Source organism: Belnapia sp. F-4-1 (assembly GCF_000802185.1).
GTDB lineage: Bacteria > Pseudomonadota > Alphaproteobacteria > Acetobacterales > Acetobacteraceae > Belnapia.
This window is the reverse complement of record NZ_KN676113.1, coordinates 1,793,739-1,813,344: the sequence shown is the minus strand read 5'-3', so window position 1 is coordinate 1,813,344 and position 19,606 is coordinate 1,793,739. Positions and strand designations below refer to the sequence as shown.

The 19,606-nt window shown below is 70.0% G+C and carries 17 protein-coding genes; 9 read left to right on the top strand and 8 right to left on the bottom strand.

The window, feature by feature from the left end:
• Positions 1-373: 373 nt before the first annotated feature.
• Positions 374-901, top strand: a complete 528-nt coding sequence (locus LH62_RS08810; protein WP_043360656.1) for a 2'-5' RNA ligase family protein — start codon at positions 374-376, stop codon at positions 899-901.
• Between the two features lie 94 nt (positions 902-995).
• Positions 996-2,171 carry a hypothetical protein gene (locus tag LH62_RS08805; RefSeq protein ID WP_043360655.1) on the top strand — a complete coding sequence of 392 codons (1,176 nt, stop codon included), beginning with the start codon at positions 996-998 and terminating at the stop codon, positions 2,169-2,171.
• 6 nt (positions 2,172-2,177) lie between these two features.
• Here LH62_RS08805 and LH62_RS08800 read toward each other — a convergent pair whose 3' ends face one another.
• From LH62_RS08800 to LH62_RS08790, 3 genes are read right to left on the bottom strand one after another with little or no spacing between them, the layout of a single operon-like run.
• Positions 2,178-3,194, bottom strand: coding sequence for an ABC transporter permease (locus LH62_RS08800; protein ID WP_043360654.1), 1,017 nt, complete (start codon positions 3,192-3,194; stop codon positions 2,178-2,180).
• A gap of 12 nt (positions 3,195-3,206) precedes the next feature.
• Positions 3,207-4,706: a sugar ABC transporter ATP-binding protein gene (locus LH62_RS08795; protein WP_043360653.1), complete on the bottom strand. Its 1,500-nt coding sequence runs from the start codon at positions 4,704-4,706 to the stop codon at positions 3,207-3,209.
• Positions 4,706-5,737, bottom strand: coding sequence for a sugar ABC transporter substrate-binding protein (locus tag LH62_RS08790; RefSeq protein WP_043360651.1), 1,032 nt, complete (start codon positions 5,735-5,737; stop codon positions 4,706-4,708). Before LH62_RS08790 ends, LH62_RS08795 begins: the two co-directional genes overlap by 1 nt.
• Positions 5,738-5,932: 195 nt before the next feature.
• Here LH62_RS08790 and LH62_RS08785 point away from each other — a divergent pair, with 195 nt between their 5' ends.
• Complete coding sequence (locus LH62_RS08785) at positions 5,933-6,937, top strand: lysylphosphatidylglycerol synthase transmembrane domain-containing protein (protein ID WP_052214010.1); 1,005 nt, start codon at positions 5,933-5,935, stop codon at positions 6,935-6,937.
• On the opposite strand, the gene LH62_RS08780 is transcribed toward LH62_RS08785, so the two are convergent.
• Positions 6,938-9,469, bottom strand: a complete 2,532-nt coding sequence (locus LH62_RS08780; RefSeq protein ID WP_052214007.1) for a PAS domain S-box protein — start codon at positions 9,467-9,469, stop codon at positions 6,938-6,940. It lies immediately after the preceding gene.
• A 163-nt stretch (positions 9,470-9,632) separates the two neighbouring features.
• On the opposite strand from LH62_RS08780, the gene LH62_RS08775 reads away from it, so the two are divergent.
• Positions 9,633-10,427 carry a VacJ family lipoprotein gene (locus LH62_RS08775; protein ID WP_052214005.1) on the top strand — a complete coding sequence of 265 codons (795 nt, stop codon included), beginning with the start codon at positions 9,633-9,635 and terminating at the stop codon, positions 10,425-10,427.
• Between the two features lie 143 nt (positions 10,428-10,570).
• Here LH62_RS08775 and LH62_RS08770 read toward each other — a convergent pair whose 3' ends face one another.
• On the bottom strand, positions 10,571-10,819 hold the full coding sequence (locus LH62_RS08770; RefSeq protein ID WP_043360646.1) for a DUF2171 domain-containing protein: 249 nt from the start codon (positions 10,817-10,819) through the stop codon (positions 10,571-10,573).
• A gap of 192 nt (positions 10,820-11,011) precedes the next feature.
• Here LH62_RS08770 and ahcY point away from each other — a divergent pair, with 192 nt between their 5' ends.
• Together ahcY and LH62_RS08760 are read left to right on the top strand one after the other, a co-directional pair.
• Complete coding sequence (gene ahcY / locus LH62_RS08765; protein ID WP_043360644.1) at positions 11,012-12,406, top strand: adenosylhomocysteinase; 1,395 nt, start codon at positions 11,012-11,014, stop codon at positions 12,404-12,406.
• Between the two features lie 40 nt (positions 12,407-12,446).
• Positions 12,447-12,872, top strand: a complete 426-nt coding sequence (locus LH62_RS08760; RefSeq protein ID WP_052214003.1) for a DUF4149 domain-containing protein — start codon at positions 12,447-12,449, stop codon at positions 12,870-12,872.
• A gap of 587 nt (positions 12,873-13,459) precedes the next feature.
• On the opposite strand, the gene LH62_RS08755 is transcribed toward LH62_RS08760, so the two are convergent.
• Positions 13,460-14,092: a DUF1275 family protein gene (locus tag LH62_RS08755; RefSeq protein WP_043360643.1), complete on the bottom strand. Its 633-nt coding sequence runs from the start codon at positions 14,090-14,092 to the stop codon at positions 13,460-13,462.
• 115 nt (positions 14,093-14,207) lie between these two features.
• On the opposite strand from LH62_RS08755, the gene LH62_RS08750 reads away from it, so the two are divergent.
• Positions 14,208-15,287 carry a TRAP transporter substrate-binding protein gene (locus LH62_RS08750; RefSeq protein WP_043360642.1) on the top strand — a complete coding sequence of 360 codons (1,080 nt, stop codon included), beginning with the start codon at positions 14,208-14,210 and terminating at the stop codon, positions 15,285-15,287.
• Between the two features lie 31 nt (positions 15,288-15,318).
• Here LH62_RS08750 and LH62_RS08745 read toward each other — a convergent pair whose 3' ends face one another.
• Together LH62_RS08745 and LH62_RS08740 are read right to left on the bottom strand one after the other, a co-directional pair.
• Positions 15,319-16,950 (bottom strand): FGGY-family carbohydrate kinase, encoded by a 1,632-nt coding sequence (locus LH62_RS08745; protein ID WP_043360641.1) that lies wholly within the window; start codon positions 16,948-16,950, stop codon positions 15,319-15,321.
• A 26-nt stretch (positions 16,951-16,976) separates the two neighbouring features.
• Positions 16,977-17,744: a DeoR/GlpR family DNA-binding transcription regulator gene (locus LH62_RS08740; RefSeq protein ID WP_043360639.1), complete on the bottom strand. Its 768-nt coding sequence runs from the start codon at positions 17,742-17,744 to the stop codon at positions 16,977-16,979.
• 96 nt (positions 17,745-17,840) lie between these two features.
• Here LH62_RS08740 and deoC point away from each other — a divergent pair, with 96 nt between their 5' ends.
• Both deoC and LH62_RS08730 read left to right on the top strand, forming a co-directional pair.
• On the top strand, positions 17,841-18,518 hold the full coding sequence (gene deoC / locus LH62_RS08735; RefSeq protein ID WP_043360638.1) for a deoxyribose-phosphate aldolase: 678 nt from the start codon (positions 17,841-17,843) through the stop codon (positions 18,516-18,518).
• A 25-nt stretch (positions 18,519-18,543) separates the two neighbouring features.
• Entirely contained in the window at positions 18,544-19,605 is a 1,062-nt protein-coding gene (locus LH62_RS08730; RefSeq protein ID WP_052214001.1) for an autoinducer 2 ABC transporter substrate-binding protein, read from the top strand.
• Position 19,606 lies beyond the last annotated feature (1 nt).

Genomic DNA, 19,606 nt, shown 5'->3' with positions numbered 1-19,606 from the left:
TTTGACAGCCCGTGCATCGGCTGGCGGCACGACACGCGCCGCGCCAGGACGAGCGCGCCCCGGGCCACAGTGTCCCTGCTCGGAAATGTCACGCCTTACCTCATCCTGATGCGTGCATGGACTGTACCAGGGCACTACTTCCCGGGGCCGGCATCATCCCTGACCGCCATGTTGTAGAATTGAGCAGACCGTTCCTGGAGTTCAGGAGGCGTTTCACGGTCTGCCTTGTTGCGCGCTGCTGCTGCTGCAGCGGCATCTACCTTCCCTAAATCCCTGATTAACGATAGCTCATGGAAACTTAGCGCCAACCAACAATGCCGTTATCAATTCCGTCCATTACAACTGGTTACGGCAGACGGAGATTTCGGAACGCATGTCCTGGCACGGCTCCTCCGCCAGCGTTGACCCGCTGATCCTTACCCTCGCCCTCGATCCCGCCACCCAGGCTCGGTTCGACCGGGAGCGCCGGGCGCATTTCCCGCCCGAGCGCAACCACCTCGCCGCGCATCTCACGCTCTTCCACCACCTCCCCGGCGAGGCGATCGACGAGATCGCGGCCCACCTCGCCGAAACCAGCCGTGACCAGCCGGCCCTCGACCTCACCGTGGAGGATGTCTGGATGATGGGCCGCGGCGTCGCCTACCGGCTGCGCGCCCCCGGGCTGACCACGCTGCGTGCCGGCCTCGCCGCCGGCTGGCGGGACTGGCTGACGCCGCAGGACCGGCAGCCGCTCCGCCCGCATGTCACCATCCAGAACAAGGTGACGGCCGAGGCGGCGCGCGCGCTGCATGCCAGCCTGCGTACGGCCTTCACCCCCTTCACCGCACGCGGGACCGGCTTGCTGCTGTGGCATTACCGCGGCGGGCCATGGGAGTCGGCCGGCGCCTTCCCTTTCGCCTGAGCCGCGGTTGGCGCCGATGCGCTTCGGTTAAAATTCCGCTCACGATTCCGTGAAAGGACGGCGTTACCCGCCGCCTCCCGCACGGATTCCAACCTTGTCCCGCCTCGATCCCTTCCGCCTCCTCACCCTGCATTCCGCCCTGTTCGGCCTGGCCGCGGCAATGGCCGGAGGCTTCGTCGGTGCCTACCTGATCAAGCTCGGCCTCGGCCTGCCGGTGGCGCTGGCAACCTATGCGGGCCTTCTTACGGTCCGCTGCGGCATCCGGCTGCTCGCGGTCGAAGTGGTCCGGCGGGTCGGCATCGCCGGCGGCATGAAGGTCGGCGCGGCCCTCGGCGCGCTGGGCTTCCTCCCGCTCCTGCTGGCCGACCGCAGCACGGGGTGGCTCCTCGCCTGGGTCGTCGCGGTCTCGATGGCCGAGGCGCTCTACTGGCCCGCCTACCACACCGCCACGGCGGCCACCGCGGCCGGGGAGGGCTCGCTCGGCCGCCAGCTCGGCGAGCGGATGACGGTCGGCGCGCTGGTGGCGGTGGCCGGCCCCCTGGTAGGCGGCCTGTTGCTGGCCTCCTTCGGCGAGGCCGCCGATTTCGGCATCGCCGCCTTCTGCTCCCTGCTCTCCATCCTGCCGCTTGCCCGCATCGGCCGCATCGAGGGCGGGCCGATGCCGAGCCTGCGCGAGGCGCTGCGCGGCACCGACCGGGTTGGCGTGGCGACCTTCGCGGCGGATGGCTGGATCTCCTCCGGCCTCACCTTCGTTTGGCCGATGCTGCTCTTTTCCTCGATGGGGGCGAATTACGAGGCCTTCGGCGCCGCCAACGCCATCGCGGGCCTCGCCGGCGCGGCGGTCAGCCTGTTCTGCGGTCACGCGATCGACCGGGGGCAGCGCGACCGCTGCCTCCTGCTCGTCTGCACCGCGCTGGCGGGAAGCTTCGCGCTCCGCGCCACCTCGGCCTGGTGGCCGCTCGGCGCCGTCATGGCCAATGCCACCGGCGCGGCGATCATGGGCTTCTACGGACCCGTAGTGATGAGCGCGGTCTATGCGCGGGCGAAGCGCTCGGGGGCGATTTACCGCTTCCAGATCAACCTCGAGGCCGGCTGGGACTGCGGCGCGGTCGCCGGGCTGCTGGTCGCCGCGCTGGTGGCCTGGGCCGCCCCCGCCGCATCGCTCGCGGTGCTGCCGGCGGCCCTCGGCATCATCCCGCTTTATTGGGCCGTGCGGGGCCCACGCCGCGTGGCGCCGGCACCTGGCCCGGCCCTCATCGCCGCGGCCTGACCGCCGTCACGCCTTCGCCCGCAGCCGCTGCGCATAGACGTTGATCACCAGCGCCAGCAGCAGGATCAGCCCACGGATCAGGATCTTCAGGAAGCTGTCGATCCTGACGTGGTCGAGCCCGTTGTTCAGCACGCCGAGCACCAGCAGCCCGACCACGGTATTGCCGATGCCCCCCTGCCCGCCGAACAGGCTGGTGCCGCCGACGACGACGGCCGAGATGGCGTCCAGCAGGTAGTTGTCGAACTCGTCCTGCTGCGCGCTGCCGAAATGCGCGACGCCCAGCATCCCGGCGATGCCCGAGCAGACGGCCGAAATGATGAGCACCGCCGCCAGCACCAGCTTGACGTTGACGCCGGAATACTCCGCCGCCTCGCGGTTGCCGCCGACCATGTAGACGTAGCGCCCGAAGCGCGTGTAGCTCAGCACCACATGGCCGAGCACCAGCACCAGCACCGCCACCACCACGATCCAGGGCACTGGGCCGATGGAGCCCGAGCCCAGCAGCTCGATCGGCGCGGGGACGTTGTAAGCGATCTGCCCGCGTACCAGCATGGCGCAGATGCCGGCGCCGATCTGCAGCATCGCCAGCGTCATGATGAAGGAGGGGATGCCGATCACCGTCACCCCGAAGGCCGTCACCGCGCCAAGCGCCACGCTGCCGAGCAGCGCCAGCGCGATGGCCGCCGCCCCCGGCAGCGGGATATTGGCGATATTCACGCTCTGGTCCTGCAGTGTGAAGAAGGCGACCATGATGCCGACGGCATTAGCCACGCTCGCCACACTGAGGTCGATCTCGGCGCAGAGGATGACGAAGGTCAGCCCGACGGCGATGATCGCCGTCACCGAGACCTGCCGCGCGATGTTCGCCACGTTGTCGAGCGTGGCGAAGGAGGGGCTGGCGATACTGAACAGCGCCACCAGCACCAGCAGCGTGGCGAAGGGCGCGATGTTGCGGAGCTGCCCCTGGAGCCATCGCAGGCCGCCGCCGCTGCGGGGAAGGACGGCGCTGTCGCTCGTGCTCATCGACGATCTTTCCTATGCTGCGGCGAGCAGGCGGTCCTTGCTGACCGTGCCGCCGGCGAATTCCTCGCGGACCTCGCCGCGCTTCATGACGAGGATACGATCGGCGAGCGAGAGCACCGTCTCCGGCTCGGTCGAGACGACGAGCACGGCGATGCCCTGTTCGCGCAGGCCGCGGACAATCCGCACCACCTCCTCCTTGGCGCCGACATCCATCCCCCGCGTCGGCTCGCTGAGGACGAGGACGCGCGGCAGATGCGTCAGCCACTTGGCCAGCGCCACCTTCTGCTGGTTGCCGCCCGAGAGCGTGCCGAGCCGCCGGTGGACCGAGGGCGGGCGGATGCCGAGCGCCTCCACATGCCGCTGCGCAATCTCCCGCTCCACCGCCGGCTTAACCCAGAGGCGCGAGATGCGGTCGAGGATGCTGATGGAGACGTTCCGGTAAACCGGCTCCTGGGCGAAGAGCATGCTGCGGCGGCTTTCCGGCACGAAGGCGATGCCCGCCCGCCGCGCCGCCGCGGTGTTGCGGAGCGCCAGCGGCCGCCCGTCGAGCGAGAGCCGCCCGCCCGACAGCGCCGTCCGCCCGAACAGCGCCCGCGCCAGGTCGAGCTGGCCCGCCCCCATCGAGCCGTAGATGCCGAGCACCTCGCCCGCCCGCGCCTCCAGCGAGACCTCGCGGAAGCCGGGGCCGGAGGCCGCCTCGCAGGCCAGCACCACTGGGGCGCCGGGCCGGCTGTCGAGCCGGATTTCCCCGGTATAGCCCGCCTCCAGCTCCTCATGCCCGGCGCCGATCATGCGGGTGATGATCCAGCCCTTGTCGATGGCCGCGACCGGCGCCGTCTCGATCAGCCTGCCGTTGCGGAAGCAGGTGATGCGGTCGCAGATCGCCAGCACATCCTCAAGGAAGTGCGAGATGAAGACGATACTCCGCCCACTGTCCCGCACCCGGCGCAGCAGGCCGAACAGCACCTCCACCTCCGGCGGCGAGAGAGCGGAGGTCGGCTCGTCGAGGATGACGATGCGGGCGCCGGAGGAAAGCACGCGGGCGATTTCGACCAGTTGCTGAAGGCCGAGTGGCAGGCTGCCGATCGGCACCCGCGGATCGACCGCGATGCCGAGCTCGGCGAGCAGCGCTCGCGCCCGCCGCATCATCCCCGGCCAGTCCACCAGGCCGAGCCGGTTCACCGGCTGCACGCCGAGCATGACATTCTCGGCGACGGAAAGCTCCGGCACCACGCTCAGCTCCTGATGCACCATGCCGATCCCGGCATCTCGCGCTGAGCGGGCGGAGCGGTGCCGCGCCGGCTGCCCGGCGATGCGCATCTCCCCCTCGAAGCCGGTGTGCACACCGGCGATGATCTTCATCAGCGTGCTCTTGCCGGCGCCGTTCTCGCCAACCAGGCCATGGATCTCGCCCGCCTCCAGCGTGAAGTCCACGCCGGAGAGGGCGGTGACGCCGCCGAAGGACTTGCTGATGCCCCGGAGCTCGAGCAGGGGCGCGCTGCGGTCCGTCATCAGATCAGGAACTGGCTCTCCATCCAAGCCATGCCGGGGGCGTTGGCCTTGGTGACGACCGGCCCGTCGGTGATGACGTGCTTCGGGATCTGCCCCGCGCCGGTGCCCGTCTTCTGGCCTGCGACCACCGCGGCGACGCCGGCGACGACCGCCCCGCCATGGATGCGGCAGGAGGGGTTGCGCACCGTCGCATGCATCCGCCCGTCGGAGACGGCGGCCAGCGCTGGCGGCATCGCGTCGCAGCCGCCGATCAGGATGTTGGTGCGGCCGCGCGCCTTCATCACGTTGTGGGCGGCCAGCGCCATGTCGTCGTTGTGGAAATAGGCGGCATCGATCTTCGGGTGCTTGGTCAGCAGCGTGTCCCAAAGGCGCGAGACCTTGGTGACGTCCCAGTCGCCCGGCGTCGTGTCCACCACCTCGATGCCGGGGTTCTTCTTCACCACGGAATCGAAGCCGCGCGCACGGCCCTGCGCCCCGGTATGGCCGAGCGCGCCCTGGGTCATCGTCACGATGCCCTTGCCGCCGATCGCATCCACCAGCGCCTGGGTGACGGAGGCGCCCATGAACTCGTTGTCGGGGGCGAGGAAGCTGTGGACATTGATGCTGTCGAGCGGCGCGATCAGCGTGTCCATGTCGATCACCGGGATGCCGGCATCGATCATCCGCTTCACCGGCTGGGCCAGCGTGCCGATGCCGAAGGCCTGGATGGCGACGAAGTCCCACTTCTGGCTCGCCATGTTCTCGATGGCGCTGCGCTGCTTGGTGGCGTTCAGCTCGCCGTCGAACCAGGTGACCTCGACGTTGAACAGCCGGCCCCACCACTCGGCCGCCTGCTTGCCCTGGGCGCACCAGGTGGCCTGCAGGCCGGCATTGGAGAAGGCGGCCTTCAGCGGCCGTTCGGAGCGCCTGGTTTCGCGCGACATGTCCTGGGCGAGGGCCGGGCTGATGCCGAAGCCGCCGATCAAGCCGGCAAGCAAGGCTCCGCCCCCTTGCAGCATGCCGCGCCGGTCACCGGGCAGGTCGAATGCCATCACGTCTCTCCCCAAGCCGCGGCCCTTCACGGGGCCGTTCATGCCGCGGGATGATCGGTGGCAGCCCGTTGCAGCGTCAAGCTGACCGCATCCTGCACACGCGCGGTTGATGATACCCCGCCTCGCGCCCTTATCATCGCAGCGCAACATGCCGTGCGTGGACCCGGCCTGGCCGCGCCGCTAAGCCCTCGGGCCATGGCTCTCCCTGCATCTCGGCCGGACGCCGGCATCCTGTCCGCCCCGGCCGCCGAGGAAGGCGATGCGCCGCGCCTCGGCCGCGCGCTGCGGCGCACCGCGGCGATGCTCGTCGCCTTCCTGCTCGCCTGCGCCGCGCTGCTCTGGTTCGCCCGCGACAGCGACATGATGGCGGCCGCCGCGATGTTGTCCCCGGGCGTGATCCTCGCCTGCCTCGCCTTGTCCCTCGCCAATTACGTCCTGCGCGGCCTGCGCTGGGTGCTGCTCGGCCGGGCCTTCGGCGCCACCGCGCCGCCCGTGCGGCAGATGCTCTACTTCTTCGCCGGCTTCGCCCTCACCGTGACACCGGGCAAGCTGGGCGAGGTGGTGCGGCTCTGGCTGCTGCGGCGCCATCATGGCGTGCCCTATGCCCGCAGCATGCCGCTGCTCGCCGGCGACCGGGTGATGGACATGGTAGCGATCTGCCTGCTGGCGCTGGCCGGGGCCGCGCTGACCAGCCACTACCTGCTGGTAACGGCGGTGCTTGCCGCGGCCTGCGTCGCGCTGCTCGCGGCGCTGACCCATGCGCCGCTGCTGCTGCACCTGATCGACTGGGCGGAGCGCCGCCTCCGCCGCGCGCCCGGCCTGTTCGCCAAGGCGCGGGAGGTCTGCGCCACGCTGCCCGCCATCGGCCGCCCCGGCGTGCTGCTGCCGGCGCTGGGGCTGAGTTGCCTCGGCTGGCTCGCCGAATGCCTGGTGCTGATGCTGGTGGTGCATGCGCTGGGCACGCCCATCGGCCTCGGCGAGGGGATGCTGGTCTTCTGCCTCGCCGCCGTGGCGGGGGCGGTCTCGCTGCTGCCGGGCGGGCTCGGCGCGGCGGATATCGGCCTGCTCGGCTTGCTGCGCCTGGTCGGGGTGCCGGAGCCGGCCGCCATCGTCGCCACCATCCTCGTGCGGCTGGCGACGCTCTGGTTCGCCGTGCTGCTTGGCCTGGCCGCCCTGCCCTTCGCGCTGCGGCGGCGGTAGCTAGCTGTCGATCAGGGCGTGGATGCGGCGCCCCAGCTCCGTCAGCGAGAAGGGCTTGGTCAGCAACTCCATCCCCGGCTGCAGCGGAGCCTGATCGCCCAGCGTGTTGTGCGCGTAGCCCGTGACGAAAAGCACCTTCAGCCCCGGCCGCAGCTCCCGCGCCGCATCCGCCAGCTGCCGGCCGTTCATCCCCGGCAGGCCGACATCGGTGACGAGCAGGTCGATCCGCGCGCCGGAGCGGATGGCCTCGAGCCCGGCCGGCCCGTCCGCCGTCTCCAGCGTGGCATAACCGAGATCCTTCAGCGTCTCGATGATGAGCAGGCGCACCGAGGGCTCGTCTTCCACCACCAGCACCGTCTCGCCGCGGCCGGATCGTGGCGCCCGGCCGTCGCGCTCCTCCGCCTCGGCCCGGTCCGGCGTGCCGCGGTGCCGCGGCAGGGTGAGCCGGAAGACGGTGCCCTGCCCCGCCGCGCTCTCCACCCGCACATGCCCGCCGGACTGCTTGACGAAGCCGTAGAGCATGGAAAGCCCAAGCCCGGTCCCCTGGCCGATCGGCTTGGTGGTGAAGAAGGGCTCGAAGGCGCGCTCCAGCACCTCGGGCGGCATGCCCGTGCCGGTGTCGCCGACGTTGATCGTCACGTATTCCCCGGGCAGCAACTCGCCCCCGATCGCCCGCGCGGCCGCCTGGTCCAGCACGGAGGTTTCGGTGCCGATGGTGAGGCGCCCGCCCTCCGGCATGGCATCCCGCGCATTGATCGCCAGGTTGAGGATCGCGTTCTCCAGCTGGTTCGGGTCGCAGCGCGTCGGCCAGAGCCCCTCGGCCAGCCGCAATTCCAGGACGATGGCGGGGCCCAGCGTCCGCCGCAGCAGCTCCTCCATTCCCGCGATCAGGCGATTGGCCTCGACCGGACGTGGGTCGAGCGGCTGGCGGCGGGCGAAGGCGAGCAGCCGCTGGGTCAGCGCCGCGGCCCGCTGCGCCGAAGTGACCGCCACGCTGGTGTAGCGCTCGAGCCCCTCCACCTGCCCGGCCTCCACCCGGCGTTCCAGTATCGCCAGCGCGCCGATGATGCCGGTCAGCAGGTTGTTGAAATCATGCGCGATGCCGCCGGTGAGCTGTCCGACCGCCTCCATCTTCTGCGCCTGGCGGAGCTGCTCCTCCAGCGCCTGGGTCCGGGTGATGTCGCGCGCATTGCCGAGGACGAGCCGCCCGCCGCCCTCCGCCTCGCCCATCGGCACCAGGATGACATCGGCGACCCGCCGCTCGCCCTCCACCTCGTAGACGGTCTCGTAGGTCATGCGCCGCTGCTCCTCGGCGCAGCGGCGGTAACGCTGGGCGATGGTCTCGGCGATGGCGGGGGGCAGCACCGTCTCGACCGGCCAGCCGATGGTATCGGCGGCCTTCATCCCGGTGAAGCGTTCCGCCGCCGGGTTGATGGCTTCGAAACAGGCCACGCCCTCGGGCGAGACCTTGATGAGGAAGACGAGGTCGGGCGAGCTCTCGAAATAGGTGCGGAAGCGCACCTCGCTGGCGGCGAGCTGCGCCGTGCGCTCGGCCACGCGCCGCTCCAGCGTCTCGTTCAGCCGGCGCAATTCCGCCTCGGCATGCTTGGCCGCGGAGATGTCGACGCTGCACCCGGTATAGCCGAGGAAGCGGCCATGGTCGTCGAGCCGGACGACGCCCTCGCAGCGCAGCCAGCGCACCGCGCCATGGCGGTCGATGACGCGCAGCTCCCGTCGGTAGGGGCGCCGCGCCGCGAAGGCCTCGCGGAACGCGGCCTCGTGCCCCGGAAGGTCTTCCGGCCACACCACCTCGCGCCAGCCCTCGCCGAGCATCTCGGCGGCGGGCCGGCCGAAGAGGTAGTCGTGATGCATGTTGGCGAAGACCTGCCGTCCCTGCTCATCCGTCATCCAGATGAGGGCCGGCGCGCTGTCGGCCATGTGGCGGAAGCGCGCCTCGCTCTCGCGCAGCGAGGATTCGACCTCGGCCCGCTCGATGGCCGATGCGGCGAATTGCGCGAGCTGCACGACGATCGCCTCGTCCGCCTCGTCGAACTCGCCCCCGATCTTGTCGGAAAGCTGGATGAGGCCGAGGTTGCGCCCGTCATTGCCGAGCAGCGGCGCCGCCAGCCAGCCGTGCATCGGCGGATGCTCGAGGGACTTCGCGCCGAAGCCGCGCCAGCGCGGATGCGCCTCCAGCTCCGCCTGGGTCATCCGCACCGGGCGGTTCTCCTCGCACACCCAGGCATAGATGCCGGAACCGTCCGGGCCCGTCGCATAATCCTGCCAGGTTGCGTATTTCGCCGAGAGTGAGACGGCGCTGATCGACTGCGACCAGTCCCTCCCCCGGGTCAGGCTGCATACCGACTGATGGGCGCCGACGATGTTCCGCGCCGCGTCGGTGATCGCCTGGAGCGTGGCCTGCAGGCCGGGCGCGCGCATCACCCGGCCGGCGGCCTCCGCCAGGGCCTTCATCTGGGCCTGGATGCGCACGGCTTCGCCGGATGTGGTCCGCGGGCTGTCCTCAACCGCCATGCCGGCGCTATCCCTCCACTCGCTGTTCTGACGCCGCCATGGGCGTGGCGCTTCATACTCCAGTCGCGGCAGGGGAGGCGAGGCGGGTGGTGGCGGAACGGGGCTTTGCGCCGCTGCCGGCCAGCGGCATCCTTCCGCCTCGCCAGCGCGGAGGACCCGAAGGATGAGACCGCACATCGCATGCCTGCGGCGGCTGGTGCCTGCCCTGGCTGTTCTCTCCCTCGCCGGCTGCGCCACCGCGCCGCCCGCCTCCGACCCGGAGGCCCTGGCCGAGTACCGCGCCGCCAACGACCCGCTGGAGCCGGCAAACCGCCGCGTCTACGAGGCGAACGAGTGGCTGGACCGCAGGCTGGCCCGTCCCGTTGCGGTCGAGTACCGAACCCGCATCCCCCGCCCGGTGCGGACCGGCATCCGCAACCTGCTGAACAACCTGCGCAGCCCGATCGTGCTGGCCAACGACATGATGCAGGGCCAGTCCCGCCGGGCGGGCGACACGCTCGGCCGCTTCGTGCTAAACAGCACGGTGGGCGTGGCCGGCATCTTCGACGTGGCGGAGGCCTGGTTCGGCGTGCCGCGCCACTCCGAGGATTTTGGCCAGACGCTGGCCACCTGGGGCGTCGGCGAGGGACCTTATCTCGTCCTGCCCGTGCTCGGCCCAAGCAATCCGCGCGACCTGGCCGGCTCCGGCGTCGATGGCGCGGCAAGCGCCGCCACCTTCCTCGGCACGGGCGCCGCGGTGGATGCGTTCCGCTACTCCCGCGCCGGCCTCAGCCTGGTCGATACGCGGGAGGCGCTGATCGACCCGATCGATGAGATGCGGCGCAGCTCGCTCGACCCCTATGCCACCTATCGCAGCGCCTACCGGCAGCGCCGCCAGGCGGATATCGACAACCGCCTCGGGCCGCCCGTGACGAGCAGCACCGGCGCGGTCCTGCCGACGCCGGCGGAGCGCAACTAGAGCGGTTTCCGTTCGCGCTGGCTCATGGAGCCCGCTCTAGCCTATTGTTTTTACGAGCAAGTTACTCCGATCAGTTGAATCAACCGATCGGAGTTTGCTCCAGGCGGGGAGCGCGGCCACCGGATCGCGGCCCGCCGCCCCGGCTAGACCGGGTCGTTGCCCCGCGTCTCCGTCATCCCGCGCGCCTCGCTGGCGGGGATGGAAAGGTGCACGACGTTCTCCTCGACCCGGGCGATGGCGCCGAAGGGCAGGTAGCGGTGCTGCCCGCCAGAGGCCGGGTCCTGCTTGGTCAGCTTCAGCCGGGTCGAATCGAGGGAATCGACGGTGCCGACATGCTGCCCGTCCGAGCCGACGACCTCCATGTGTTCGGCGATCTTGCTCATATCGATCATGGCGTCCTCCTGTGGGGCCGCCTCATGCGACCTTGGAGGAGAAACGGCCGGGGCCCGGGAAGGATGCAGCCTGTCGGTCTCATTTCTAAATCAAACATAAAGATATCCTTATGTCTCGTCGCAAACCCCTGGCCAGCGCTGCGTGCCCATGCTAAGCGCCCCGCCGAACCGCCTGTTTCAGGGAATGCGCAGATGGCCGACAGCATCGTGAAGGATCTCAGCCTGGCCGATTGGGGCCGGAAGGAGATCGCCATGGCCGAGGACGAGATGCCCGGCCTGATGGCGGTCCGGCGCGAATATGGCTCCTCGGAGCCGCTGAAGGGCGCCCGCATCGCCGGCTGCCTGCACATGACCATCCAGACCGCCGTGCTCATCGAGACGCTGAAGGCCCTCGGCGCCGATGTCCGCTGGTCCTCCTGCAACATCTTCTCGACCCAGGACCACGCCGCGGCCGCCATCGCCGCCGCTGGCACCCCGGTCTTCGCGGTGAAGGGCGAGACCCTGCCGGAATACTGGTCCTACGTGCAGAAGACACTGGAGTGGGCCGATGGCGGCGAGCCGAACATGCTGCTCGACGACGGCGGCGACATGACCCTCCTCGTCCATTACGGCCTGCGCGCCGAGCAGGGCGATGTCGCCTTCCTCGACAAGGCGACCAATGAGGAGGAGGAGGTCTTCTTCGCCCTTATCAAGGACTGCCTGACGACGAAGCCGGGCTGGTTCGCCAAGCTCGCCGCCAGCATCCGGGGTGTCTCCGAGGAGACGACGACGGGCGTGCACCGCCTCTACATCATGGCGAAGGAAGGGAAGCTGCTCTTCCCCGCCATCAACGTGAACGACAGCGTCACCAAGTCGAAATTCGACAACCTCTACGGTTGCCGTGAATCGCTGGTGGACGGCATCCGCCGCGGCACGGACGTGATGATGTCCGGCAAGGTGGCGATGGTCGCGGGCTTCGGCGATGTCGGCAAGGGCTCGGCCGCCTCGCTGCGCAATGCCGGCTGCCGCGTCATGGTTTCCGAAGCGGACCCGATCTGCGCCCTGCAGGCCGCGATGGAGGGCTACGAGGTGGTGACGATGGAGGATGCCGCGCCGCGCGCCGACATCTTCGTCACCGCCACGGGCAATGTGGACGTCATCACCATCGACCACATGCGGGCGATGAAGCACCGCGCCATCGTCTGCAACATCGGCCATTTCGACAGCGAGATCCAGGTCGCCGCGCTGAAGAACCTGAAGTGGCAGAACGTGAAGCCGCAGGTCGATGAGGTCGAGTTCCCCGACGGCAAGCGCATCATCCTGCTCTCCGAGGGGCGGCTGGTGAATCTCGGCAACGCCACCGGCCATCCGAGCTTCGTCATGTCGGCCAGCTTCACCAACCAGACGCTGGCGCAGATCGAGCTCTGGGCGAACCCGGGCAAGTACGAGAAGCGGGTCTACGTCCTGCCGAAGCACCTCGACGAGAAGGTGGCCGCGCTGCATCTCGAGAAGGTCGGCGCCAAGCTGACCAAGCTCTCGGCGCAGCAGGCTGCCTATATCGGCGTGCCGGAGCAGGGCCCCTTCAAGGCCGAGCAGTACCGCTACTGAGGCTTGCCAAGCGCGGCGGCGGGGCCATCTCCGCCGCCGCATGATCCTCTCCGCACTCGCATCGCTCAGCCTCGCCCTGCTGCTCGGCGGCATGGCGTTCTTCGTCGCGGTGGTGGCGCCGCTGGTCTTCACCAAGCTGCCGCCCGAATGGGCTGGGCGCTTCATCCGCCAGCTTTTCCCCGTCTACTATCTCTGGCTGATCGCCACCGCGGGCATTGCTGCCCTCGCCCTCGCCCCGGGCCGCCCGAAGGATGCGCTGGCCATGGCATTGGTCGCGGCGCTGACGATCTGGCTCCGCCAGGGGCTGATGCCCCGCATCAACCGGCTGTCGGATGCCGCCCAGGCCGGGGACGCAGCGGCCAAGCCCCGCTTCGACCGCGCCCATCGCCTCTCGGTGCTGCTCAACTTCGCCCAGCTGGTCCTGGCAGTCGCGGTGCTGCTGCGAGGTGCTGGCACATTGTCCTGATCAGCGGCAAAATTTGCAGGAATAAAAAATTATCTAACTTTTTGAACGCGACGTTGTGATAGAGATAACGACAACGCGAGTGGAACCAATCGCGCAGGACGGGAAATTTAATCAGCATATTGCAACATGGACACGATGTTATGGCCGTCTTCCGCCTCCAGCCTCGCTTGGTAGCCCTCGATCACCCCGCCTGGGCCATCAGCTGGCATAGCATGCCGTGTTATATTGTAGCCGAAACCATTGATCAGGCTCGGAAATTCGCAAACTGTGCCTTCATCGTTCCGCTTCGCTCTGCCGCCGAGGCGGGCCAGGACCTGTCGCCGCCCTGGACTAACCCGGAGTTGGTCGAAGCCTGGCGCCTGCCGCATGTTGCGGAGTTCGGCCTGCTCGGAACCGCGAGCGTTGGTCGGCTGCCACAACCTGCACGGGCGGAACCCGCCGCAGCCTAGACCTCATTGGACGCGGCCGGAGCATGATCGCCGGCGACAGCGCCCGTTCCACGCAGGAAGGCAACGCCAGGACCGACCGCATCGGCAAGCCGGCGGGCATATCCAGGGCGAAAAGACCTGGGCTTCGCCTGGCCAGCCTCACGCCAGCCGGATCGCCGCCACCGCCGCCACCGCCGCGGCCAGGGCTGGCACTACCAGCGCGTCCTGCCCCATCCGCGCTTCCAGCCAGGCGCCGGTCGTGGCGCCGACCACCAGCGCCGCCCAGGCCGCGAGTTGCACAACCCAGGCCCCATGCCGCCCCGACCCCGCCAGCGCCGCCACCAGCGCGTCGGCAAAGCGCGTGAGCGAACCGGTGACGAAGGTGATGCCGCCTACCCCCGGCAGGGCCAGGTTCAGCGCCCCCATCGCCGGGACCACCGCGAAGGCCATCGGCGGCAACCCCGCCCCGCTCACCGAGGGCAGCCGCCATCCGCATCCGATCAGCGCCGCCACCACGGCCAGCACCACCGCTGCCCGCCACTGCCCGGCCAGCCGCGCCAGCCCGGCCCCCACCACCGCGCCGAGGGCGAAGAGCGCCACCACCACCCCCAGCTCCGCCGCCCGGTCCGGCTGCCGCTCCGCCACCGCCACGCCGAGCATCGTGCTCGTCCCGCTCATGAAGCTGACGAAAAGCTCCTGCAGCCGCAGCCAGCCGATCGCATCCACGCAGCCGCCGATCGCCACCAGCGGCACCGCCAGCCAGGACCGCCGCAACCCGCCCGCATCCGCCATGCCGTCCGTTTCCTTCGTTAGGGTATTGCCTCCGGGGCCCGTTCGGGCTTTTCCATGCGCCACATCGCATGGGCCGAACGCAATGTTCGGTCCCCTCCGGGAGGAACCGACACCGATGAACCGCCGCCTGATCCTGGGCGCAGCCCTGGTCACACCCGCCCTGGCCGCGCCGGCCATGGCCCAGTCCGCGCCCGAGGTGAACTGGCGCGTCTCCTCCGCCTTTCCGCGCAACCTCGACGTCCTCTTCGGCACCGGCGAGACCATCGCCAAGCGCGTCGGCCAGCTCACCGACAACCGCTTCCGCATCCGCTTCTTCCCCGCCGGCGAGGTCGTGCCCGGCCCGCAGGTGCTCGACGCGGTGCAGTCCGGCTCGCTCGAGGGCGGCCACGCCCCGCTCTACTACTTCGCCGGCAAGGACCCGGCGCTGAGCTTCTTCACCGGCGTGCCCTTCGGCCTGAACGCCCGGCAGAACATGGCCTGGCTCCAGTATGGCGGCGGCCAGGCGCTCTGCGACGAGATGCTGGCCGACTTCAACTGCGTCGGCTTCCCCGCCGGCGACACCGGCGCGCAGATGGGCGGCTGGTTCCGCAACGAGGTGAAGAGCCTCGCCGAACTGAAGGGGCTGAAGTTCCGCACCCCCGGCCTCAACGGCCAGCTCTTCGCCCGGCTCGGCGCCGTGCCGCAGGCGATCGCCCCGGCCGACATCTACCCCTCGCTCGAGCGCGGCGCGCTGGACGCGGTGGAGTTCGTCGGCCCGCATGACGACGAGAAGCTCGGCTTCGTCCGCGTCGCCCGCTACTACTACTATCCGGGCTTCTGGGAAGCCGGCGCGCACCTGCATCTGATCATCAACAAGGATGCAATTGCGAAGCTGCCCGACAGCTACAAGGCCGCGCTGGAAGTCGCCTGCGGCGAGGCCAATGCCAACATGCTCGCCCAGTACGACCACCTGAACCCGCAGGCGCTGCGCCGCCTGGTCGCCGCCGGTGCCCAGCTCCGCCCCTGGCCGCGTGAAATCCTGCAGGCCGCCTGGACCGAGGCGAACGCGATGTATGATGAGCTCTCCGGCCGGAGCGAGCGTTTCAAGAAGATCTGGACCGCCTACCGCGCCTATCGGCAGGAGGAATACCAGTGGTTCCGCATCGCCGAGAGCAGCTTCGACAACTTCGCCTTCCCGGCGGCGGCGCAGCGCTGAACGATTGAGGAAGGAGGCTTTGCCCCCTTCCTCACGCCCCGGCCATGATGGTGCGATAGGCCATCTGGTCGGCCTGCATGCGGCGGAAGACCGCATACTTGGCCTCATGGTAGCGCCACGTGGCCGGGTCGGGCCGGATCACTTCGCCTGCCCGGCTCATTGCCGCCATCGCCGCCGGCAAGCCGGGATGCAGCCCGGCCGCGACGGCCCCTAGCATCGCCGCGCCGAGCAGCACCGCCTCCGGCTCCTCCGGCAACACGATGCGGCAACCGGTGGCATCGGCATGCTCGCGGAGGAAGACCGGGTTCTTCGTCCCGCCGCCGCTGGCGAGCAGCGTATCGATCGCATAGCCCTCGCCATCCAGCGCATCGACGATATGCCGCGTGCCAAGCGCGATGCCCTGGATGGTGGCGAGGTAGAGCCGCGCCAGGTCATCCGCCCCCGCCGCGAGGCCGAGCCCCGAGACCATCCCCCGCATCCCTGCATCCGCCAGCGGCGAGCGGTTGCCGTGGAAATCCGGCAGCAGATGCAGTCCCTCGGTCAGCAGCGCGGGGAAGGCGAGCGGGGCGGCGAGTGCGGCGACGCGCGCATTGAGGCACGCATAGACCGTCTCGCCCGCCTGCCGCGCCTCCTCCGCCAGCGCGGGATAGGCGGCGTGGGTGGTGATGACGTGGTCGATCAGCGCGCCCGTCGCCGATTGCCCGCCCTCGTTCAGCCAAAGGCCAGGCTGCATCGCCGAGTAGTAGGGCCCCCAGACCCCCGGCACGAAGCGCGGCTCCGCCGAGACGGCCATGTGGCAACTCGACGTGCCGCCGATCAGCGCCAAGCGATGGCGCAGCGCCTCCGCATCCGGCGCCCTGCCGTCGAGCGCCGCGCCGATCGTCCCGAGGCCGCCGGCATGGGCGTCGATCGCCGAGGCACCAACGGCGATGCCGGGCGGCAGGCCAAGCTCCGCTGCCGCCTCCGCCCGCAGCCCGCCGGAGATGGGATGGCCGACGGGCAGGATCTCCGTGCCGATGCGGCGGAAACCGTCATCGGCCAGTTCGCCGAGGCCAATGGCCCGGAAGAAGCCCTCGTCCCACCGCCCCTCCTGCCCGAGATAGGTCCATTTGCAGACGGTGGAGCAGAGCGACCGCGCGCTGCTGCCCGTCGCCCGCCAGGTGAGGAAATCCGGTAGGTCCAGGAACAGCGCCGCCCTCTCCCAGGCCGCCGGCAGGTGCCGCTTCAGCCAGAGCAGCTTCGGCACCTGCATCTCCAGCGAGATGCGCCCGCCGACATAGCGCAGCACGTCATGCCCGCCGGCATTGATGGCCTCCGCCTCGGCCGCGGCGCGGTGGTCCATCCAGACGATGATGTCCTGCTCCGCCTCGCTGTCCGGGCTGACGGAGACGGGCGCCCCCGCCGCATCCAGCACGACCAGCGAGCAGGTGGCATCGAAGCCGATGCCCCGCACCCGCGCCGGATCGAGCCCCGCCATCGCCCCCCGCACGGCGGCACACACGGCGGCCCAGATATCCGCCGACGATTGCTGCGCGAACTCCGCCCGCGGCTTCCATAGGCGGATCGCCTGGCTCGCCTGCCCGAGCATCCCGCCCTTGGCGGTGAAGGCCCCCGCCCGCGCGCTGCCCGTCCCCACATCCACGCCGATGACGATGTCCTGCATGCCGGCCTCGCCTGCTGGTCTGGGGGTCAATCTGCCTCATCCACCGTGACCCCGGCGCGGCGCAGCGGCACGGCGGCCTCGGGGTCGGCGAGCGGGCTGGTCACAATGCGGTCAAAGGCGGTGGCAGCGGCGAAATGCGCTGGCGTCAGCCGCCCCAGCTTGCTCGCATCCACCACCAGGATGGATTGCGCGGCGGCGGCCATGGCAGCCTGCTTCACCGGCACCTCGTTGAAATTGGTGCAGGTGACGCCCGCCTCCGCATCCACCCCGCCGGCCGAGAGGAAGGCCTTGTTGATGCGGATGCGTCGGAGGCTGGCCAGCGCCTCGTCTGAGGCGAAGGTCGCGGAGGCCGGGTGGAACAGCCCGCCAAGCAGGATGAGCTGCGTCCGCGGCCGCCGGCTGAGCAGCGTGGCGATGTTGAGCGCATAGCAGAGGACGGTGAGGAAGATGCCCGGCCGCAGCGCCTCCACCAGATGCGGCATGGTGGTGCCGCAATCGATGAAGAGGGTGTCGCCCTCGTCCACCAGCGCCGCCGCATGCCGCGCCGCCTGGCGCTTGGCGGCGAGATGGCTGCCCTCTTCCCGCTCCAGCGCATATCCCGCACCGGTCCCGAGCGGCACCACATGCCCGCCGAGCAGGCTGATGCCGAGGCCCGGCCGCGCCAGGTCCCGCCGCAGGGTCATGGAGGACACGCCGAGCGCCGCCGCCGCCGCCTCCAGCCGCACCGGGCCGTCCGCCGCCACCATCGCCTGCAACCGCCCGAGCCGGGCGCCGTGCCGCGCGCTGCCCGTCATGGCCGCTCCCAGGTTGGTGTGCTTGACGCCCGGATCATCGATGTTAGAACAATAACACGCGTTAAAATTTTAACAATACCGAGGACGTCCCGCCGCATGACCCAGGCCCCGATCGCGTTGGCGTCGCTGATCGACCACACCTTGCTGAAGCCGGAAACGAGCGAGGCGGAGTTGCGCCGCTACTGCGCCGAGGCCCGCGAGCACGGCTTCGCCTCGGTCTGCGTGAACCCCGTCCACGTCCCGCTGGTCGCCGGCCTGCTGCGCGGCAGCGCGGTCCGCACCTGCTCCGTCGTCGCCTTCCCCCTCGGCGCGACGACGCCCGCCGACAAGGCCGCCGAGACGGCCAACGCCGTCCGCAACGGCGCCGACGAGATCGACATGGTCATCGCCATCGGCGCCCTCCGCGAAGGCCGGGCGGATGCGGTGCGCGAGGACATCGCCGCCGTCCGCGCCGCCTGCCCCGGCCGCGTGCTGAAGGTCATCATCGAGACCTGCCTGCTCGACGACGCGCAGAAGCGCCTCGCCTGCCGCCTGGCCGCCGAAGCGGGCGCCGATTTCGTCAAGACCTCGACCGGCTTCTCCACCGGCGGCGCGACCGCCGCCGACGTGGCGCTGATGCGCGAGGTGGTCGGCGATGCGTTGGGAGTGAAGGCCTCCGGCGGAATCCGGACCCGCGCGACCGCCGAGGCGATGATCGCCGCCGGCGCCACGCGGATCGGGGCGAGCTCCGGCGTCGCGCTGGTCACCGGCGCGCCGGCCGGCAGCGGCTATTAAAACCCGGGTACAGGGAGAGACACCAATGAACGGAATCAACAGGCGGAGCCTCGGCGCCCTCGCGGCGGGCGGGCTGATGGCGGCAACCCTCGGCCGCCCGGCCTGGGCGCAGGGCTCGGCGGTGGACGCCAGCAAGGTCTCGCGCGACATCAGCGCCCGCGCGACGAAGAAGTACAGCATCGCCACCGTGGTGAAGGTGGACGGCATCGCCTGGTTCGACCGCATGCGCGCCGGCGTGAAGCAGTTCGGCGCCGACCAGGGCCACGACACCTGGATGGTCGGCCCGAGCGCCGCCGATGCCGCGGCCCAGGTCCAGCTCGTCGAGGGGCTGATCGCCCAGGGCGTCGACGCCATCTGCATCGTCCCCTTCTCGGTCGAGGCGGTGGAGCCGGTGCTGCGGAAGGCGCGGCGCCAGGGCATCACCGTCATCTCGCACGAGGCCTCGGGGCTCGAGAACATCGACTACGACATCGAGGCTTTCGACAACCACGCCTATGGCGCCAAGCTGATGGAGGTGCTGGCGCGCGACATGGGCGGCGAGGGCAAGTATGTCGCCACCGTCGGCAGCCTCACCTCGCAGTCGCAGATGGAATGGATCGACGGCGCCGTCGCCTACCAGAAGCAGCACTTCCCGAAGATGCAGGAGGCGACGCGCCGCATCGAGACCTATGACGACGCGACCACCGACTACAACAAGCTGAAGGAAGTCCTGACGGCCTACCCGGACCTGAAGGGCATCCTCGGCGCGCCGATGCCGACCTCGGCGGGCGCCGGCCGGCTGATCGCCGAGCGCAAGCTGGCGGGCAAGCTGTTCTTCTCCGGCACCGGCCTCGTCTCCGTCGCCGGGCAGTACCTGCGCAACGGCGACATCAACTACATCCAGTTCTGGGACCCGGCGGCCGCCGGCTATGCCATGAACATCCTCGCCGTCATGGCGCTGGCGAAGAAGCCGGTGAAGGCCGGGCTCGACCTCGGCCTCGCCGGCTACAACAGCCTCCAGGCGCCGGACCCGAAGCGGCCGAACATCCTCGTCGGCCAGGGCTGGGTCGGCGTGACCAAGGACAACATGGCCCAGTACAACTTCTAAC

Coding starts and splice junctions, on each gene's coding strand:
- LH62_RS08810 (WP_043360656.1), top strand. CDS start 374: ATGTCCTGGCACGGCTCCTCCGCCAGCGTTGACCCGCTGATCCTTACC.
- LH62_RS08800 (WP_043360654.1), bottom strand. CDS start 3,194: ATGAGCACGAGCGACAGCGCCGTCCTTCCCCGCAGCGGCGGCGGCCTG.
- LH62_RS08795 (WP_043360653.1), bottom strand. CDS start 4,706: ATGACGGACCGCAGCGCGCCCCTGCTCGAGCTCCGGGGCATCAGCAAG.
- LH62_RS08790 (WP_043360651.1), bottom strand. CDS start 5,737: ATGGCATTCGACCTGCCCGGTGACCGGCGCGGCATGCTGCAAGGGGGC.
- LH62_RS08785 (WP_052214010.1), top strand. CDS start 5,933: ATGGCTCTCCCTGCATCTCGGCCGGACGCCGGCATCCTGTCCGCCCCG.
- LH62_RS08780 (WP_052214007.1), bottom strand. CDS start 9,469: ATGGCGGTTGAGGACAGCCCGCGGACCACATCCGGCGAAGCCGTGCGC.
- LH62_RS08775 (WP_052214005.1), top strand. CDS start 9,633: ATGAGACCGCACATCGCATGCCTGCGGCGGCTGGTGCCTGCCCTGGCT.
- LH62_RS08770 (WP_043360646.1), bottom strand. CDS start 10,819: ATGATCGATATGAGCAAGATCGCCGAACACATGGAGGTCGTCGGCTCG.
- ahcY (WP_043360644.1), top strand. CDS start 11,012: ATGGCCGACAGCATCGTGAAGGATCTCAGCCTGGCCGATTGGGGCCGG.
- LH62_RS08760 (WP_052214003.1), top strand. CDS start 12,447: ATGATCCTCTCCGCACTCGCATCGCTCAGCCTCGCCCTGCTGCTCGGC.
- LH62_RS08755 (WP_043360643.1), bottom strand. CDS start 14,092: ATGGCGGATGCGGGCGGGTTGCGGCGGTCCTGGCTGGCGGTGCCGCTG.
- LH62_RS08750 (WP_043360642.1), top strand. CDS start 14,208: ATGAACCGCCGCCTGATCCTGGGCGCAGCCCTGGTCACACCCGCCCTG.
- LH62_RS08745 (WP_043360641.1), bottom strand. CDS start 16,950: ATGCAGGACATCGTCATCGGCGTGGATGTGGGGACGGGCAGCGCGCGG.
- LH62_RS08740 (WP_043360639.1), bottom strand. CDS start 17,744: ATGACGGGCAGCGCGCGGCACGGCGCCCGGCTCGGGCGGTTGCAGGCG.
- deoC (WP_043360638.1), top strand. CDS start 17,841: ATGACCCAGGCCCCGATCGCGTTGGCGTCGCTGATCGACCACACCTTG.
- LH62_RS08730 (WP_052214001.1), top strand. CDS start 18,544: ATGAACGGAATCAACAGGCGGAGCCTCGGCGCCCTCGCGGCGGGCGGG.